Genomic DNA, 18,271 nt, shown 5'->3' on the forward strand with positions numbered 1-18,271 from the left:
TTCAAGACCGCGGTGGGCTTTTGTTTGTGCGTCCGCTGCGCCTTCCAGCCTGATCATGCGGAAAGCGTTTCATTCGCGTGCTGACTTGTCATCTGAACGATGGTATCGTGGCCGGAAAATCAGGTCTGGAGAAAGCGGGTGCATCGCATTGGAACGGGAATATTGGCATGGGCGCTGTGCATGGCGCCCGCTTGGGGGGCGCACATCACCCAGTTTTCGCCGCAAGGCGAGGCATCGAATGTAGAGAGCATCACGCTCGCCTTCGACCAGGCCGTGGCGCCCTTTGGCAGCGCCCGGCAGGCGGATCCGGTCGAAGTGGTGTGCAACGATCCTGCGGTCAAAGGGGAAGGGCGCTGGCTGGATGCCCAGCGCTGGACCTATGTGTTCACCGAAGTCCTCGGCCCGGGCATCAGCTGCACCGCGGCCATACCGCCCTCGTTCCGCACCGCCAGCAATGAAGCGCCCGGCGGCAAGACGCGGTTCTCGTTCCATACCGGCGGGCCGCGGGTGGTCGCAACCAGGCCCTATGGCGATCTCGTCGACGAGGACCAGGTGTTCGTGGTCGAGTTCAACGGCGCGGTCGACCCGCAAAGCGTCGCCGACCACAGCCAGTGCCTGGTCGAGGGCTTGGGCGAGTCGATACCCGTGCGCCTGATCACCGGCGGGGATCGCGGCGAGATCCTGCAGGCCGCCTACTATACGCGCGGCCAGGAAGCGGACACGCCGTCCCGGCAACTGCTGCAATGCAAGCGCCGGCTGCCGTCAGGCGCAAAAATGCAGCTGCGGGTGGGGCCGGGCGTAGCGACGCCCGGCGTCGCCACGCCGGACGCACCGGACGCGCCGGCCCGCCGGCCGATGGCGTCGAGGGAGGCGCGGGTGTTCGACTACACGGTGCGCGAGGCCTTCAAGGCGAATTTGAGCTGCCTGCGCGAAAACGCCAAGGCGCCGTGCACGCCGGTTTCCGCCCTCACGCTGTCGTTTTCCGCGCCCATCCCGGCCGCCGACGCGGCCAGGGTCCGGCTTGCCACGCCCGCGGGGGAAGTCGCGGCGCCCATGGACGAAGAAGATGCGCAGCAGGGCTGGGTTTCCAGCCTGCGCTTCCCAGGCCCCTTTCCCGAGCTCGCCACCTTGACGCTGTCCCTGCCCGAGGGCTTGAAGGACGACGCGGGGCGCGAGCTGTCGAATGCGGACCAGTTCCCCTTGGCGGTCCCGACGGCGGCCTATCCGCCGCTGGTGAAGTTCTCGTCTTCTTCCTTCGGGGTGGTGGAGCGCTTCGGCTATGTGCCGGAGGGCGGGTCCGAAGAAGAATTCCCCCCCGTGGTGCCGCTCACCGTGCGCAACGTCGAAGCCGAGCTGCCGACGCGCGACGTCACGGTATCGGCCGGCACGCTGCGCGATCTCGCCGTGAAGGACGACCGGGAAGTGCTGGGCTGGTTCTCCAGGGTGCGCCGGCTGCAGTACGGCAGCTGGTCGGCGAAACAGCTGGACGCCATCATGTCGGACCAGGCGCCGCCCGCCGACGAGCAGCCGGCAACGGACGTGCGCGGCTTCTCGGCCCTGAAGGCGCAGGCCGGGGCCCGGATGCTGCAGCTGCCGGGCTTGCGCGCGGAAGATCCGCGGCCCTTCGAAGTGATCGGCGTGCCGGTGCCCGAGCCGGGCTTCCACGTGCTGGAGGTCGAATCCGCCCGGCTGGGGCGCTCCCTGCTCGAGAACGCGCAGCCCATGTATGTGCGCACGGCGGTGCTGGTCACGAACCTGGCCGTCCACGTCAAGACGGGCCGGGACGACATGCTCGCCTGGGTGACCACGCTGGACGACGGCCAGGTCGTGCCGGGCGCCGACGTCAGCGTGCTCGACTGCGAGGGCAGGCCGTTGGCGCAGGGCCGCACGGACGAGCAGGGCATATGGCATCATCCCAAGGCGGTGCCCGCCACGGAATACTGCGAAGGCACGGGGCTGGGCGGCGTATACGTGTCGGCGCGCATCGCGGCGGACCATGCGCTGGCGCGCGGCAAGGCCGATTTTTCGTTCGCCTTCTCCGACTGGAACGCGGGCATGGAATCATGGCGCTTCAATGTGCCCACCAACACCGACCCCACGCCCACGCTCGCCACGCATACGGTGTTCGATCGCAGCCTGTTCCGCGCGGGCGAGACGGTGTCCATGAAGCACTACATGCGGATCCAGACGCGCGACGGGTTCGCCTTGCCGCCCAGCTCGCAGCCCGTGCCGGACCGCCTCGTCATCGAGCACCAGGGCTCGGATCAGAAGCATGAGCAGCGGGTCGAGTGGCGGGCCACTCCTTCGGGAGGATTGTCGGCGATCAGCGCATTCAAGCTGCCGCCGACGGCCAAGCTGGGGGTCTACACCCTGCGCTTGACGGACAAGGACGGGGGCTGGTACGGCGGCGGCGAGTTCCGGGTGGAGGAATTCAAGCTGCCGCTGCTCACGGGCAGCCTGAAGATCAGCGGGGAGACGGCGGGGCCGCTGGTGGCGCCCAGGCGCCTGGACGCCGACCTGCAGATCGCCTATGTGTCGGGCGGTCCCGCGGGGCGGCTGCCCGTCAGTGTGTCGGGCATGATGCGCGATCGCTCGGTGAACTTCCCGGACCATGAGGACTACTCGTTCGCCCCGCCGCGCGGGGCCGCGGACGACGCCGGCGAAGAGGGCGGCCAGGCCGGGGGCAAGCAGGCGCTCTTCCTGGACAAGCGCGCGATGACGCTGGATGCGCAAGGGGGCGGAAGAATGGGCGTGGACGGCCTGCCCGCCATCGACAGGCCGGCCGAACTGGTGTTCGAGGCAGGGTATTCCGACCCCAACGGGCAGGTACAGACCTTGTCCCAGGTCGTGCCGGTATGGCCGGCCGCGCTGCAGGCGGGGATACGGGCGGGCAGCTGGCTGCAGACGGGCGCGCGGGCCCGCATCAGCGGCCTGGCGCTGACGCTCGACGGCCGGCCGGCGGCCGATGCGCCGATCGTTATTTCGGCGCTGGCCCGCAAGACTTTTTCCACCCGGAAGCGCATGGTGGGGGGCTTCTACAGCTACGACAACCATACGGTCACGCAGGAGCTGGGCGAGGTGTGCGCGGGCCGGACGACCAGGACGGGCGAATTCGACTGCGCCATCGAACTGGCGGACACCGGCGCCGTCGAGCTGATCGCGCGGGTGGAAGACCAGCAGGGCAGGGTGTCCGCGGCTGCCACGACGGTGTGGGTGACGGGATCCTCCGATCTGTGGTTCGGCGGCGAAAACGACGACCGCATCGACGTCATCCCGCTGCGCAAGACCTGGAAGCCGGGCGAGACCGCCCAGTTCCAGGTGCGCATGCCGTTCAGGCAGGCGACGGCGCTGGTGGCGGTGGAGCGGGAAGGCGTGCTGCACACCGAGGTCGTGAACCTGCAGGGCGGCGATCCGACACTGCGCATTCCCATACGGGAGGACTGGGGGCCCAACGTCTATGTGTCGGTGCTGGCGCTGCGCGGCCGCCTGCGCGAATTGCCCTGGCATACCTTCTTGAGCTGGGGCTGGAAGCAGCCCCGGGCGTGGTATGAGTCCTTCATCGAGGCCGGCCGCGATTATGCGGCGCCCACGCCTTTCGTGGACCTGGCCAAGCCCGCCTTCCGTTTCGGCCTGGCGTCCATCAATGTGTCGGACGAGGCCGACCGGCTCAAGGTCGAAGTCAGCGCCGACAAGCCGGAATACCAGGTCCGCGGCAAGGCGCGGATATCCATCGCGGTCTCTTTGCCCGACGGGCGGCCCGCGGCGCACGCCGGCGTGGCGTTCGCCGCCGTCGACGAAGCCTTGCTCGAACTCGCGCCCAACGAAAGCTGGGATCTGCTGGCTGCCTTGCGCCAGAAGCGCAGCTACGGCGTCGAAACCGCCACGGCTCAGATGCAGGTGGTGGGGCGCAGGCACTTCGGGCGCAAGGCGCTGCCGGCGGGCGGCGGCGGGGGCAAGAGCCCCACGCGCGAACTGCTCGACACTCTGCTGCTTTGGGCGCCGTCGATCGAAACCGATGAAAACGGGCGGGCGTCGCTAGAGCTGCCGCTCAATGATTCGATCACTCGCTTCCGCCTGGTGGCCATCGCGGATCACGGCGCCTCGCGTTTCGGCACGGGCATGTCCAGCATCGTCAGCACGCAGGACCTGCAGGTGATTTCCGGGCTGCCGGTCCTGGTCCGGGAAGGCGACCAATACCAGGCCGACGTGACGGTCCGCAATGCTACGCGCCGCCAGATGAAGGTCCGGCTGCAGGCGGCTTATGCCGGGCCGGGCGTGCCGTCCGAGACGCTGCCGCCGCAAGAGGTCGACCTGGCGCCGGGGCTGGCGCGCACGGTCTCCTGGGCCGTGCGCGCGCCGGAAAGCAATGCGCCCGAGGGCTCCGCCGAGCTCGATTGGACGCTGACGGCGCAGGAGCTGGCCGCTGCGTCCGGCGCCGGCGGCGGAGACGCGCCGCCGGCGAGCGACCGGCTGGCGGTCGGCCAGCGCTTGCAGCCGGCGGTGCCGGTGCGCACCCAGCAGGCAAGCCTGTTGTCGCTGGAGGCCGGAAAGCCGGCCACCGGCATTCCGGTGGCGCCTCCGAAAGGCGCGCTCGCCGACGCCAACGGCTTGCCGCGCGGCGGCTTGAGCATCCAGGTCCGCAGCTCGCTGGGGGGCGGCCTGCCGGGCGTGCGGGAGTGGTTCCAGGAATATCCCTACACTTGCCTGGAGCAGACCGGCTCGCGCGCCATCGGCCTGCGCGACCGCCGGGCCTGGGACGAGCTCATGCGGCGCTTGCCGGACTACCTCGACCCGGACGGGCTCGTTTCCTATTTCCCCGGGGCGCGCCAGGGCAATGAAGTCCTGACCGCCTACCTGCTGTCCGTCAGCCATGAGGCCCAGGCGCAGGGCCGGCAGTTCGCGATTCCGGAGGATTTGCGTAAGCGCATGGCCCAGGGGCTGCTGGACTTCGTCCAGGGCAAGATCACCCGGAATCGCTGGGCGCCGCAGCGCGACCTGGACGTCCGCAAGCTGATCGCCCTGGAAGCCTTGTCCAGGTATCAGCTCGTCCGGCCGCGCATGCTCGGCAGCATGGACATCGCGCCCGAGCGCTGGCCCACCTCCGCGGTGCTGGACTGGATGGCGCTGGTGCAGCGGGTGCCGGGCATGCCCGACCAGAAGAAGTCGCTCCAGGCGGCGCGCAAGATTCTGCGCGCGCGCATGCTGGAAACCGGCACCGGCCTGGTGTTCGCGGCGGACGGCAACGAGGCATGGTGGCTGATGGTCAGCCCCGAGACGAATCTGGCCAAGCTCGTGCTGGTGGCCGCGGACCGCAGCGAATGGCGTTCCGACATGCCGTTGATCGCCCAGGGGCTGCTGGGCCTGCAGCGCAAGGGCGCCTGGCGCACCACGACCGCGAATCTGCTCGGGGAACTGGCCATCGAGAAATTCGCGCGCCGCTATGAAAGCGTGCCGGTGACGGGGCGGCTGCAAGTCGGCATGGCCGCCGGCAAAGACGCCAGGACGCTGGATTGGTCGCAGGCGCGCTCCGAAGACGGGTCCACGTCCTTCGAGTTCTTCGAGCCCTGGGCGGCCTCGGCGACGAAGACGCTGCAGCTGACGCAGCGCGGCTCGGGCAATCCCTGGGTGGTGTTGCGGTCCCAGGCGGCCGTCCCGGTCAACAAGCCGGTGATGTCGGGCTATGAGCTCGCCAGGCGGGTGGAACCCGTCAGCCAGGCGGTTCCGGGCGCCTGGACGAAGGGCGACGTGTACCGCGTGCAGTTGCGGATCCGGGCCCGGACGCCGACCGTCTGGGCGGTGGTGACGGATCCGGTTCCCGCGGGCGCCGGCATCCTGGGCGGCGGCCTGGGGCGCGACTCGGCGATCGGGGCGCAGGGCGAGCCGGCCGATCCGGAATCGACCCCGCCGAGTTTCGTGGAGCGCGGCTTCGAATCGTATCGCGCCTACTTCGATTATCTGCCCGCGGGCACGACGACGCTGGAATACACGGTCAGGCTGAACACCGTCGGGCAGTTCCAGCTGCCGGCGACCCGGGTCGAGGCCATGTACCAGCCCGACGTCTTCGGGGAATTGCCCAATATCGGGGGCATGGCCGTGGTGGCGGAGCGGGAGGGGCAATGAAGCGGATGCCGGCCTGGGTGCTGGCGCTGGCGGCCTGCTTCTGCGGCGCGTCCTGGGCGGGGATATCGTATCAGGATGTAAGGGACGGCTATCACGCCTCGGACGCGGTGGTCCTGGACCGCGCCGGCCGCACGGTGCAGCGGTTGCGGGCCGATTTCCGCGAGCGGCGCGGCGATTGGGTGGCCTTGCAGGACATTTCTCCGGCCCTGCAGCGGGCCGTGATCCTGTCCGAGGACCGCCGCTTCCATGACCATGCCGGGGTCGACTGGACGGCGGTGTGGTCGGCGGCTTGGGGCAACCTGGTTTCAGGCGGCCGCCGGGGCGCATCGACCCTGAGCATGCAGTTGCTGGGCTTCATCGACGATCAATACCGGCGCGGGCCGGGCGGGCGCGGCATCATGCAGAAGCTCGGCCAGGCCTATGCGGCGCTCGAGCTGGAAGCCGAATGGAGCAAATCCCAGATACTCGAGGCCTACCTGAACCTCGCCGCCTTCCGCGGCGAACTCGTGGGCGTCGATGCGCTGGCGCGCGCGCTGTTCCGGAAGGCGCCCAGCGGGCTGGAGACGCGCGAAGCCGCCCTGGCCGCCGTGCTGCTGCGCGGCCCCAATGCGCCGCAGGCCGTCCTGGTGCGCAGGGCTTGCGGGCTGCTGGCTGAAATGGGGTCTCCGGAGGAATGCTCGGGCCTGGGCGATTTCGTCCAGCTGACCCTGGACCACAGGCCGGCAAGATGGGCCGACGGCGCCGGCCTGGCGCCCCATTTCGCGCGGCTTGCCTTGAACGGCGCCGGCGCGGCCGGGCCGGGCGCGCGTATCGCCACCACCCTGGATGCGGACCTGCAGCGCCACGCGCTGGCCGTCATCGAAAGAAACCTGCTGGCCCTGGGCGACGCCAACGTCAGCGACGCCGCCCTGGTGGTGCTGGACAATGAAACGGGCGGCGTGCTGGCCTACGTCGGTTCATCGGGCGATCTGTCCGGCGCGGCGCAGGTGGATCATGCGCGCGCGCTGCGCCAGGCGGGGTCGACGCTGAAGCCTTTCCTGTACGCGCTGGCCATCGAGCAGGAACGCCTGACCGCCGTGTCGCTGCTGGACGACGGCCCCCTGGATCTTCCCACGGGCAACGGCCTGTACATCCCGCAAAATTATGACAAGCGGTTTTCGGGCTGGGTCAGCGTGCGCGGCGCATTGGGATCCTCGCTCAATATTCCGGCCGTCCGGGCGTTGATGATGGTGACGCCGGAAGCGTTCGCGCGCCGCCTGGCGGCGCTGGGCCTGCCGCTGGACCGGTCCGGCGACTATTACGGCTACAGCCTGGCGCTGGGCAGCGCCGACGTCAGCCTGCTGTCGCTGACCAATGCCTATCGCGCACTGGCCCGGGGCGGCGTGCATTCCGAGCCCCGGTATGTTGTGGACGGGGCCGGCGCGGCCGGCTCCAGGCGGGTGGCCGCCGAAGGCGCCGCATGGATCGTCGGCGACATCCTCGCGGACCGCCAGGCCCGGGCGCGCACGTTCGGGTTCGACAGTCCCTTGTCCACTCCCTTCTGGACGGCCGTCAAAACCGGCACCAGCAAAGACATGCGCGACAACTGGTGCGTGGGCTGGTCGTCGCGCTATACCGTGGGAGTATGGGTGGGCAACAGCACGGGCGTGAGCATGCGGGAGGTGTCCGGCGTATCCGGGGCCGGGCCCGTCTGGCACGAGATCATGGCCTACCTGCACCGCCATGAGGCCAGCGTCCAGCCGCCCGCGCCCGCCGCCGTCCGCCCGGCGCAAGTGGTCTTCCAGGACGGGCTCGAGCCGGCGCGCAAGGATTACTTCCTGGGCGATACGGCGATCACCCAGGTGCGCCTGGCGCGGGCGCAGGGCGCGGAGGGCGCCGCGCCCCTGCGCATCGCCGCGCCGGCCGACGGGACCATACTGGCGCTGGACCCGGACATTCCCCTTGCGCGCCAGCGCAGCGTGTTCAGCGTGAGCGGCCCGGGGCGCGGGCGCGCCGACGGCCTGGCATGGCGCGTCGACGGCCGGCTCGTGGGCCGGGGCGACCGCCTGGAATGGCAGCCCGAGCCCGGCACGCACCGCGTGCAGCTCATCGACGAGCACGGACGGCTGCGCGACGAGGTCGGCATCCAGGTCCGGGCCGGCGGCCGGTAGCCGGCCGTGTGTCGCGCGGCCTACGTCTTCGTACAATTTGTGAGCTGTTGACGTAGTTTTGCCATTCTTGCTGTTAAACTTTTTGCATCATGATCAAGCAGGAAGGGACACAACAATGCAGACCATACGCCAATTGGGCAAGCTGATCGCGCCGCTGAGCCTGGCGCTGCTGGCCGCATGCCAGACCACGCAAGGCCCGGGCGCGGCATCCACGGCTTCCACGGCGCCGGCCGCGCAATCCGCGCCGGCGCCGGCGCAGCCCAGCGCCACGCCCGCCCGGCCGGACGCGGGGCCGGCGCAGGCGCAAGGCGCGGCCGTGGCCGTCTATATCGCCGACACGGCGCAGCAAACGGGCTGGACGCCCGTGAGCCTGCAGTCCGGCACCTTGTACGTCAATCCCCAGCCCATCATCACGCGTTCCGACCTGAGCGGCGTCCAGGCGGGCTCGAACAAGCAGGGCGACGGCCTGCTGGCGCTGGAACTCAATGAGCAAGGCAAGGGCAAGGTAAGCGACGCCACCACGCAAAACCCCAACAAGCGCCTGGCGCTGGTCGTCGGGCGCACGCTGCTGGCGGTGCCCAGCTATTCCACGCCCGTGACCACCGGCCAGCTGATCTTCGCCGTGGGCACCGAGGAAAACGCCACGGCGGCCGCGCGGGCCATCGCCGGCGTGCCGCACGAAGAAGGCGGCGCGGCCGGCGCGGCGGCGCCCGCGGCCCGGTAAGGCAGTACGCGCCGGGCCATGGAAACGGCACCATCGCGGGTGCCGTTTTTGTTGGCGCGCATGCTGCACAATTGTCGTATCACGCGGGATCGAGGATCAAATGGACAACTATCAATATGCGCGCTACCGCGCGCTGGACTCGCTGAGCGCGGCGTTCACCCTGGGGTTCAAGTTCCTGGCCTGGATCAACGGGCTGGGCGTGCTGCTGCTGGTTTTCTGTACGCTGGGCGTACTGGAGATCGACATCGAGCCGCAATGGCTGCGCTGGCCGCTGGCCGCCTATCTGGCCGGGCTGACCCTGGCGGCGCTGGGCCTGCTGTGGGTCTATCCCGCCCAGGCCAGCCTGCTGAGCCAGGCCGTTTCGGGCCGCGCCCGGCGCACGCACTGGGTGCCGGTCTTCTGCATCATGCTGGCCTACGGGTTGAGCCTGATGGCCTTCGTCGCCGCGTGCTGGTTCACCTACAGCGTCGGCGGCTATTTCTATTGATGTTGTATTTTCATCGCGGTCGCTGGAAAACCCCCAAAAACCACTGGTTTGGATTCTAAAATATACGCTTTGCGTATATTCATAGGATCTCGAAATGTCTGTCTCCCAACAGGTATTCCTGCGCGACGCCATGCGCCGCCTCAACCTGACCCGCGACGTGTTCGCGGGCCGCATCGGCGTCAAGCGGCGTGCGCTCGATACCTGGCTGCTGCCCGAGGGCTCCCAGGAATTCCGGGCCATGCCGGAGGTCGTCGGCCGTTTCGTGACCGAAATCATCGAAAACGAGGCCTTGCTGCAAAAATATGCGCAGAGCGCCCAGTCGGGCCCGTTGCGCAACCGCATCGCCGCCGACGGCAAGCACCAGCTGCTGTCCGTCGACCAGTTTTCGCGCGAATCCGTGGAAGAGCTCTTCCGGATCGCCGACCAGATGCAGCCCATCGCCCGCCGCCAGAAAGTGTCGCGGGTGCTGGAAGGAGCCGTGCTCGGCAATCTTTTCTTCGAGGCCAGCACCCGTACCCGCGTGAGCTTCGGCGCGGCCTTCTGCCGCCTGGGCGGCTCGGTCTGCGACACCACGGGCTTCACGTTTTCGTCGATGGCCAAGGGCGAGTCCATTTACGACACCAGCCGGGTCATGAGCGGCTATGTCGACGCCATGGTCATACGCCACCCCGACAAGGGTTCGGTGGCGGAATTCGCCCGGGCGACCAATATCCCGGTCGTCAATGGCGGCGACGGCCCGGGCGAGCACCCCAGCCAGGCGCTGCTGGACCTCTACACCATCCTGACCGAGTTCTCGCGGCTGGGCAAGCTGCTGGACGGCGCGCACATCGCTTTGGTCGGCGACCTGAAATACGGGCGCACGGTGCATTCGCTGATCAAGCTGCTGTCCCTCTACCGGGGCCTGAAGTTCACGCTGGTGTCGCCGCGCGGGCTGGAAATGCCGGACTACATACTCGAGCAGGCGGGCACGCGCGGCCATGTGATCGAGCAGACCTATTCGCTGGAAGAGGGGCTGGCCGGCGCGGACGTGATCTATGCGACCCGCGTCCAGAAGGAGCGCTTCGCCGCCGAGGAGCTGGAAGGCTATACGCCGGATTTCCAGGTCAACAAGGCGATCATCGACAAGGTCGGCCGCCCCGATGTGATCGTGATGCACCCTCTGCCGCGCGATAGCAGGGAGGGCGCCAACGACTTGAGCGTCGATCTGAACCATGATTCCCGCCTGGCGATTTTCCGCCAGACGGACAACGGGATTCCGGTCCGGATGGCGATCTTCGCGGTTCTGCTGGGTGTGGAGAACCTGGTCCAGCATTCTCTGCGCGACGTCACCTGGAGCCCGCCGTCGCATATCGGGCCCGATGACAGCGTTTTCCATGGGGTGGATTGAGGGGACCGGAACCCCGAGGCCCCTCTTGGGCCTGTCAGCGTCGGCAGGCCCTAGGCCTTTCTTTCGCCCCCCAGCGCCTCCACCAGATTCTCGATCAACCGCGCCAGCTCCCCCGCCATCAGCGCAAAGTCCGAATCGTACTGCTCGGCATCGTTCAGGGCCGCCGACTCGCGGCCTTCCTTCAGAACGTCCAGCGGATTGACCCGCTTCACGTCCAGCCCCTCGGTCAGGACGAAAGACACCCGATCCGCCCACGTCAGGGCAAGGCGGGTGCATTGCTTGCCCGCCTGCACATGCTTGCGCACGTCGTCGATTTCGATGCTTTGGCGCACATAGCGCACCGCCGCGCCGCTGTCGCTGGTGGAGCGCAGCTCCGTGTCCTGGTCTATGGAAAAGCCCGCGGGCGGTTCGTCGCTGATCAGCCAGTTGGTCATGGCCGCCGCGGGCGATTGTTCCACGTAGAGGGGCGCCGCGGGCAGCGCATCCAGGCTCTTCGCCAGCACGCCCAGGACTTCGTCGCTCTTGGCGGCGGCCGCCGCGTCGACGACCAGCCAGCGGTTGCGCGTGTCGATCCAGAGGCGGGTGTCGCGATATACGCTGAACGCCTTGGGCAGGAGTTCGTCGGTGACCTGCTCCTTGATTTCCTTCATTTGCCGGCGGCCGGGCTTGAAGCCCTGCTGCTCTTCGATTTCCAGCGCCCGGGCCTTGGTGAACTGGTTGATCACCGTGGCCGGCAGCAGTTTCTTGTCGGCCCGCAGGGTCAGCAGGTACTGGCCGTCCAGGGCGTGCGCCAGGCCCGTGTCGTCGCGCGTGCGCACCCATCCCAGGCTTTGCATGTCACGATTCCCGCCGGGCTGGAAGGTCTGTTTCGCCAGTGCTGTTTCCAGGGCGTCTGCTGTGTAGGACCAGGAGGGGGCCAGGCGGAATATCCGGAGATTCTTGAACCACATATTGTCGTGTCTTCGTGAGTTGAGGCTGCGTGCGGGCCGGCCTATGGATGACGGCGGCGGCCCGCAAGATGAGGAACGATTGTAAGCGCATTCCCGGATCGGGCCCGGCGGGTATTCGCCGAAACCCGGGACCGGACACGAGGCCGGGCGGGCGCGCGGCATGGGCGCGCGCCCGCCCGCGCCCATGGACGTGAACCGGCTCTAGGCGGACGGCGGACGGGCGTCGCGCAGCGTGCTGGCGCGGGCCACCACCTTGAAGCCGATGTCTTGCGCCGGGATCACGGCGCCGCCGCTCATGCGGGCGATCAGCGCTTCGGCCCCCAGGCGGCCGATGTGGGCGCCGTCCACCCTGACCGTGGACAGCGCGGGAATGGAGTCGGCGGCCAGGACCTGGTCGCCGAAGCCCAGCACCCCCAGCCGCCGGGGCACGCTCAGGCCCAGCGCGTGGGCGTGCGCCAGGACGCCCTGGGCCAGGGCATCGGAGCTGCAGAACACCGCGTCGGCGTCGCGCGCCCGGGCCAGCAGGGCGTCCAGGGCGTCGCGCCCCCGGCCCGCCTGGGGGCTGCTTTCTGGGAAGACGACCTGCGCGGGCTCGGGGGCGTCGGCTTCGGCGGCGGCGCGCAGGAAGCCTTGGGCCCGCCGCTGGGCGCGGCTGTCGTCCGACCGCAGAATGGCGGGCCGCCTGTAGCCGCAGGCCCAAAGATGGCGGAACGCCGCCCGGCCGGCGTCTTCCTGGGAAAAGCCGATGGCCACGTCCAGCGGATGCGGCGTGTAGTCCCACAGCTCCACGATGGGAATGTCGGCGTTCAGCAGCAGGCGCCGCGTGCGCGCCGTGTGCTCGGTGCCGGTCAGCACCACGCCGTCCGGCCGGCGGCTGAGCATGACGGCCAGCCAGCGTTCTTCGTGCTGCGGGTCGTAGTGCGAGATGCCGAGCGTGGTTTCGTAGCGCTGCGCCGCCAGCGCCGTGATGAGCGCATCGAGCATGTCGGAGAACAGCGAATGCCCGACGGACGGCACGATGGCCACCACCAGCCGGGTCTGCCGCGACGCCAGGCCGCCCGCCAGCGAATTGGGCACGTAGCCCGATTGCTCCGCGGCTTGCGCCACGCGCAGGCGCGTGGCTTCGGCCACGAGTTCGGGCCGGTGCAGGGCGCGGGAGGCCGTGATGGGCGAGACGCCGGCCAGGCGGGCCAGGTCTTTCAGCGTGGGAGCGGAAGACCCGCGGGAAGAACGGTTCGCCATGATGCCGGAATGCTCGCTATGATTGCGCTGTCATGATGATAATGATTCATATCATGCCGGGCAACTGTCCCTAGGGTATCCCCGAATGGAGGCCGCATCAGCGCTATGAAATGATTGCGCTACCATGCCCATTCACCGGAGACATCGATGTCCAAATTCCTGCTTGGCCGGCGCGCCGTCCTGTCGCTGTCGCTCGCCGCGGCGCTGGCCCCCTTGGCGGTGTGCGCCCAGGCCGCTTATCCGAACAAACCCATCACTCTGGTGATTCCTTTTCCCCCCGGCGGGCAAACCGACGTGGTGGGGCGGCTGATCGGCGAGCGCCTGTCGCAGCGGCTGGGGCAGACGGTCGTCGTGGACAACAAGCCGGGGGTCAACGGTTCTCTGGCGTCCGACGCCGTGGCGCGCGCCAAGCCCGACGGCTATACGCTGGTGATCGGCGGGCCGGGCACGCATGCGATCAATCAGCTCGTCAACCCCAACGTGAAGTACGACACCCGCAAGGACTTCACCCACATCGCCATGCTGGGCCGCGGCCCCATGCTGCTGCTGGCCTCGCCCGCGCTGAAGGCGAATTCGGTGGCCGACGTGGTCGCCCTGGCCAAGGCCAAGCCCGACTCGCTGAACATGGCCCTGACCGGCATCGGCTCGTCCAGCCACATGACCACCGAACTGCTGAAGCAGTCGGCCGGCATCAGCTTCACCAACGTGCCGTACAAGGGCGACATGCCCGCCATGACGGACCTGATCGGCGGCCAGGCCGATCTGCTCTTCGTGCCGGCGACCTCCGCCATCAGCTTCGTGCAGGCCGGCAAGCTGCGCGCCCTGGCCGTGACCGGCAGCAAGAGGCTGGAGTCGCTGCCCGATGTGCCCACCATGCCGGAGGCCGGCCAGCCGCAGGTCATCAATTATTCCTGGACCAGCCTGGCCGGGCCGCCGGGCATGCCGGCCGACATCGTGCAGAAGCTCAACCAGGCATGCCGGGACATCCTGGCCGAGCCCGAAGTGATCGCGCGGCTGGCCGCCATGAGCAACGAGACCGCCCCGGGCACGCCCGAACAGGCCGCCGGCTTCATCGCCTCGGAAGTGGCGCGCTGGACCGACGTGGTGAAAAAAGGAAACATCCAGGTTCAATAGCATGCTGCCCGTCAACCATTTCAAGCAAGCCCTGCGCGCGGGGCGCGCGCAGATCGGCGTCTGGTCCACCATCCCCTCGCCCTATGTCTGCGAACTGATCGGCGGCGCCGGCTACGACTGGGTGCTGCTGGACACCGAGCACACGCCCACCGACGTGCCGCTGATGCTGCACCAGCTGCAGGCCGTGGCCGCCGCGCTGCCCGCGCCGGGCGCGCCGCGCACGCACGCGGCCGTGCGCCCGGCATGGAACGACCCGGTGCTCATCAAGCGCTACCTGGACATCGGCGCGCAGACGCTGCTGCTGCCTTTCGTGCAGAACGCGCAAGAGGCCGCGGCCGCCGTGCGCGCAATCCGCTATGCGCCCGCAGGCATCCGCGGCATGGGCGGCTCCACCCGCGCATCCAACTTCGGGCGCGTCACCGACTACGTGGCCCGCGCGGCGGACGAACTGTGCCTGCTGGTACAGGTGGAAACCGCCGAGGCGCTGGAACAGATCGAGGCGATCGCGGCCGTCGACGGCATCGACGGCATCTTCATCGGCCCCGCCGACCTTTCCGCCAGCCTGGGCTATCCGGGGCAGGCGCGCCACCCCGAGGTGGACCGCCGCATCGACGACGCCATCCGCCGCATCCGCGCCTGCGGCAAGGCGCCGGGCATCCTGATGGTGGACGAACCGCGCGCACGCGCATGCCTGGACATGGGCGCGCAATTCGTCGCCGTGGCGCTGGACACCCTCTTGCTGCGCGACGGCCTGGACGCCGCGGCCGCGCGCTTCCGCGGTGGGCCGGCCGCCACCGGCCCCGCCGCCGCCGACAGCTACTGAAGGAGCGCCCATGGCTTTCGATACACAGGCCTGGCTGGCCGAGGCGCGCGCGCTCATCGGGTCCGCGCACGTCCTGTCGGCCGATCGCGGCGACGACCTGTCCGCCTACACCAGGGACTGGCGCGGCAAGTTCCAGGAACCGGCGCTGGCGGTGCTGCGCCCGGCCGATACCGGCGAGGTCCAGGCCCTCATGCGCCTGGCCGCGCGGTCCGGCGTAGCCGTCATCCCGCAGGGCGGCAACACCGGCATGTGCGCCGCGTCGGTGCCCGTCCCCGGCGGCAGGCCCCAGGCCATCCTGCAGCTCGGGCGGATGGACCGCATTTTCGAGATCGACCCCGAAAACAACACCGCCACGGTACAGGCCGGCTGCATCCTGCAGACATTGCGGGAGCGCGCGGCGGCGGCGGGACGCCTGTTCCCCTTGTCGCTGGGCGCCGAGGGCTCCTGCCAGATCGGCGGCAACATCGCCACCAACGCCGGCGGGGTGCAGGTGCTGCGCTACGGCAACATGCGCGACCTCGTCCTGGGCCTTGAAGTGGTGCTGCCGGACGGCGAACGGCTGGACCTGCTGCGCGGCCTGCGCAAAGACAACACCGGCTACGACCTCAAGCAGTTCTTCATCGGCGCGGAAGGCACGCTGGGCGTCATCACCGCGGCCACGGTCAAGCTTTTTCCCGCCCCCAGCGCGGGATCCGTCGCCTTCGCCGGCCTGGACTCCATCGGGCAGGCCGTCCGGCTGCTGGGCGCGATGCGCGCGCGCATGGGCGAGCGCTTCGCCGCCTTCGAGCTGATTTCCGGCGACGCGGTCGACCTGGTGCGCCGCTACTTTCCCGACACGCCCGCCTTGCTGGAACGGCGCTGGCCCTGGCATGTCTTGATGGAGGCGGCGGACGGCGGCGGCGACGAGGCCTTGCGCGAGGCGATGCAGGCGGCGCTGATGGCCTGCCTGGAGGAGGGCTGCGTGGAGGACGTCGTGCTGGCCGGCAACCTGGGGCAGGGCCGGACGCTATGGTCGCTGCGCGAGAACATCACCCATGCCCAGCAGATGGACGGGGGCAACATCAAGCACGATATTTCGCTGCCGATCTCGCGCATCCCGGCTTTCGTGGAGCGGATGCTGCCGCAGCTGCGGCAGTCCTTTCCCGGCGCGCGCCCCATCGTCTATGGGCACTTGGGGGACGGCAACCTGCACTTCAACGTCAGCGCGCCCGCCGGCGTCGCACCCGCCGCCTGGCAGGAACGGACCGGCGCCGTCAACCGGCTGGTTCATGACGCGGTGGCGGCGATGCGCGGCAGCATCAGCGCGGAGCACGGCGTCGGCCAGCTCAAGCGCCACGAAATGGCGTCGTACAAGACGGCGGCCGAACTGGACGTCATGCGCCGCATCAAGCGGGCGCTCGATCCGCAGGGGCTGATGAACCCGGGAAAAGTCTTGTAGGCGGCCGTATCGGCATATCATGCGAGGCGAAAGCCGGGGCCGGATGCGGTCCGGCGGCCTTGCTTCTGGAGACAGCTTCATGAAACTTCCTTACGAGAGCCTGCGCAGCGCGCGCTGGTTCGCCCCCGACGATTTCCGCAGCTTCGGGCACCGCTCGCGCGTGCTGCAAATGGGCTATGGCTACGAGGACTGGGTGGGCAAGCCCGTCATCGCCATCGTCAACACCTGGAGCGACGCCAACCAGTGCCACGCGCACTTCAAGCAGCGGGTCGAGGACGTCAAGCGCGGCGTGCTGCAGGCCGGCGGTTTCCCGCTGGAGCTGCCCGCCATTTCCTTGTCCGAGAGCATGGTCAAGCCGACCACCATGCTGTACCGCAACTTCCTGGCCATGGAAACCGAAGAGCTGCTGCGCAGCCACCCGGTGGACGGCGCGGTGCTGATGGGCGGCTGCGACAAGACCACGCCGGGCCTGACCATGGGCGCGATGAGCATGGGCATTCCGTTCATCTACCTGCCCGCCGGCCCCATGCTGCGCGGCAACTGGAAGGGGCGGGTGCTGGGTTCTGGCTCCGACGCCTTCAAGTATTGGGACGAGCGCCGCGCCGGCCGCCTGCCCGAGCAGGCCTGGCGCGAGATGGAGGCCGGCATCGCGCGCAGCCACGGCACCTGCATGACCATGGGCACGGCGGCCACCATGATGGGCATCGCCGAGGCGGTGGGCCTGACGCTGCCGGGCGCCAGCAGCATTCCGGCCGCGGACGCGAACCACATCCGCATGAGCGCGGACTGCGGCCGCCGCATCGTGGAGATGGTGTGGGAAGACCTCAGGCCCGCCAAACTGCTCACCCGCGCCAGTTTCGAGAACGGCATCGCCTGCGCGATGGCCATGGGCTGTTCCACCAACGCCATCATCCACCTGATCGCCATGTCGCGCCGCGCGGGCCATCCGGTCAGCCTGGACGACTTCGACGCCGCCAGCCGCCGCGTGCCCGTGATCGCCAACATCCGGCCCAGCGGCGACGCCTACCTGATGGAAGACTTCTTCTACGCCGGGGGCCTGCGCGCCATGCTGGAGCGCATCCGCCCCCACCTGAAGACCGGCGCGCTGACCGTCAACGGCAGGACCCTGGGCGAGAACATCGCCGGCGCCGAGGTCTACCATGAAGACGTAATCCGCCCGCTGGATCGGCCGATCTACGCCGAAGGCGCGCTGGCCGTGCTGCGCGGCAACCTGGCGCCCGACGGCGTGGTCATCAAGCCCAGCGCCTGCGAGCCGCGGCTGCTGCGGCATACCGGCCGCGCGCTGGTGTTCGACGACTACCCCTCGCTCAAGCAGGCGGTGGACGACCCGGACCTGGACGTGACCGGCGACGACATCCTGGTGCTGCGCAACGCCGGGCCGCTGGGCGCCGGCATGCCCGAATGGGGCATGTTGCCCATCCCCACCAAGCTGCTCAAGCAGGGCGTCCGAGACATGCTGCGCCTGTCGGATGCGCGCATGAGCGGCACCAGCTACGGCGGCTGCCTGCTGCACTGCGCGCCCGAGGCGGCGATCGGCGGCCCGCTGGCCCTGGTCCGCACGGGCGACCGCATCACCGTGGACGTGCCGGCGCGCAGCATACGCCTGGAAATCGGCGATGAGGAAATGGCCGCGCGCCGCGCCGCCTGGACGCCCGCGCCGCCGCGCTATGAGCGCGGCTACGGTTGGATGTTCGGCCGCCACATCAAGCAGGCCAACGAGGGCTGCGATTTCGATTTCCTGGAAACCGGCTTCGGCAAGCCGGTGCCCGAGCCCGACATCTTCTGAGGCGGGGGC

At 69.2% G+C, this 18,271-nt stretch carries 11 protein-coding genes; 9 read left to right on the top strand and 2 right to left on the bottom strand.

Annotated elements, in window-relative coordinates; all coding sequences use genetic code 11:
* The first annotated feature begins 138 nt into the window (after window positions 1–138).
* The 5 genes from H0A72_RS16880 (at window position 139) to H0A72_RS16900 (ending at window position 10,868) form a co-directional block, all read left to right on the top strand.
* Window positions 139–6,120: an alpha-2-macroglobulin family protein gene (locus tag H0A72_RS16880; protein ID WP_343287144.1), complete on the top strand. Its 5,982-nt coding sequence runs from the start codon at window positions 139–141 to the stop codon at window positions 6,118–6,120.
* The gene (pbpC, locus tag H0A72_RS16885) at window positions 6,117–8,270 is read left to right on the top strand and encodes a penicillin-binding protein 1C (protein ID WP_180157452.1); all 2,154 of its coding nucleotides are present in this window, start codon (window positions 6,117–6,119) and stop codon (window positions 8,268–8,270) included. The genes H0A72_RS16880 and pbpC overlap by 4 nt, the downstream gene beginning before the upstream one ends.
* 115 nt (window positions 8,271–8,385) lie before the next feature.
* Complete coding sequence (locus H0A72_RS16890) at window positions 8,386–8,994, top strand: SecDF P1 head subdomain-containing protein (protein WP_180157454.1); 609 nt, start codon at window positions 8,386–8,388, stop codon at window positions 8,992–8,994.
* A 100-nt stretch (window positions 8,995–9,094) separates the two neighbouring features.
* The gene (locus H0A72_RS16895) at window positions 9,095–9,481 is read left to right on the top strand and encodes a hypothetical protein (protein ID WP_180157455.1); all 387 of its coding nucleotides are present in this window, start codon (window positions 9,095–9,097) and stop codon (window positions 9,479–9,481) included.
* 94 nt (window positions 9,482–9,575) lie between these two features.
* Window positions 9,576–10,868: an aspartate carbamoyltransferase gene (locus H0A72_RS16900; protein WP_180157457.1), complete on the top strand. Its 1,293-nt coding sequence runs from the start codon at window positions 9,576–9,578 to the stop codon at window positions 10,866–10,868.
* Between the two features lie 50 nt (window positions 10,869–10,918).
* Here H0A72_RS16900 and H0A72_RS16905 read toward each other — a convergent pair whose 3' ends face one another.
* Window positions 10,919–11,818, bottom strand: coding sequence for a recombination-associated protein RdgC (locus tag H0A72_RS16905; protein WP_180157459.1), 900 nt, complete (start codon window positions 11,816–11,818; stop codon window positions 10,919–10,921).
* Between the two features lie 201 nt (window positions 11,819–12,019).
* On the bottom strand, window positions 12,020–13,060 hold the full coding sequence (locus tag H0A72_RS16910) for a LacI family DNA-binding transcriptional regulator (protein WP_180157461.1): 1,041 nt from the start codon (window positions 13,058–13,060) through the stop codon (window positions 12,020–12,022).
* 147 nt (window positions 13,061–13,207) lie between these two features.
* On the opposite strand from H0A72_RS16910, the gene H0A72_RS16915 reads away from it, so the two are divergent.
* The 4 genes from H0A72_RS16915 (at window position 13,208) to araD (ending at window position 18,262) form a co-directional block, all read left to right on the top strand.
* A complete protein-coding gene (locus H0A72_RS16915) occupies window positions 13,208–14,194 on the top strand; it encodes a Bug family tripartite tricarboxylate transporter substrate binding protein (protein ID WP_180157463.1) in 987 nt (328 codons plus the stop codon).
* A 1-nt stretch (window position 14,195) separates the two neighbouring features.
* Window positions 14,196–15,017, top strand: coding sequence for an aldolase/citrate lyase family protein (locus tag H0A72_RS16920; RefSeq protein ID WP_180157465.1), 822 nt, complete (start codon window positions 14,196–14,198; stop codon window positions 15,015–15,017).
* A gap of 10 nt (window positions 15,018–15,027) precedes the next feature.
* Complete coding sequence (locus H0A72_RS16925; protein ID WP_180157467.1) at window positions 15,028–16,455, top strand: FAD-binding oxidoreductase; 1,428 nt, start codon at window positions 15,028–15,030, stop codon at window positions 16,453–16,455.
* Window positions 16,456–16,534: 79 nt separating this feature from the next.
* A complete protein-coding gene (gene araD, locus H0A72_RS16930; protein ID WP_180157469.1) occupies window positions 16,535–18,262 on the top strand; it encodes an L-arabinonate dehydratase in 1,728 nt (575 codons plus the stop codon).
* Window positions 18,263–18,271 lie beyond the last annotated feature (9 nt).

The organism is Parapusillimonas granuli (assembly GCF_013416525.1).
Lineage (GTDB): Bacteria > Pseudomonadota > Gammaproteobacteria > Burkholderiales > Burkholderiaceae_B > Parapusillimonas > Parapusillimonas granuli.

Bases quoted from the DNA above. Each gene is read 5' to 3' on its own strand.
- H0A72_RS16890 (WP_180157454.1), top strand. From the start codon at position 8,386: ATGCAGACCATACGCCAATTGGGCAAGCTGATCGCGCCGCTGAGCCTG.
- araD (WP_180157469.1), top strand. From the start codon at position 16,535: ATGAAACTTCCTTACGAGAGCCTGCGCAGCGCGCGCTGGTTCGCCCCC.
- H0A72_RS16895 (WP_180157455.1), top strand. From the start codon at position 9,095: ATGGACAACTATCAATATGCGCGCTACCGCGCGCTGGACTCGCTGAGC.
- H0A72_RS16915 (WP_180157463.1), top strand. From the start codon at position 13,208: ATGTCCAAATTCCTGCTTGGCCGGCGCGCCGTCCTGTCGCTGTCGCTC.
- pbpC (WP_180157452.1), top strand. From the start codon at position 6,117: ATGAAGCGGATGCCGGCCTGGGTGCTGGCGCTGGCGGCCTGCTTCTGC.
- H0A72_RS16905 (WP_180157459.1), bottom strand. From the start codon at position 11,818: ATGTGGTTCAAGAATCTCCGGATATTCCGCCTGGCCCCCTCCTGGTCC.
- H0A72_RS16925 (WP_180157467.1), top strand. From the start codon at position 15,028: ATGGCTTTCGATACACAGGCCTGGCTGGCCGAGGCGCGCGCGCTCATC.
- H0A72_RS16920 (WP_180157465.1), top strand. From the start codon at position 14,196: ATGCTGCCCGTCAACCATTTCAAGCAAGCCCTGCGCGCGGGGCGCGCG.
- H0A72_RS16910 (WP_180157461.1), bottom strand. From the start codon at position 13,060: ATGGCGAACCGTTCTTCCCGCGGGTCTTCCGCTCCCACGCTGAAAGAC.
- H0A72_RS16900 (WP_180157457.1), top strand. From the start codon at position 9,576: ATGTCTGTCTCCCAACAGGTATTCCTGCGCGACGCCATGCGCCGCCTC.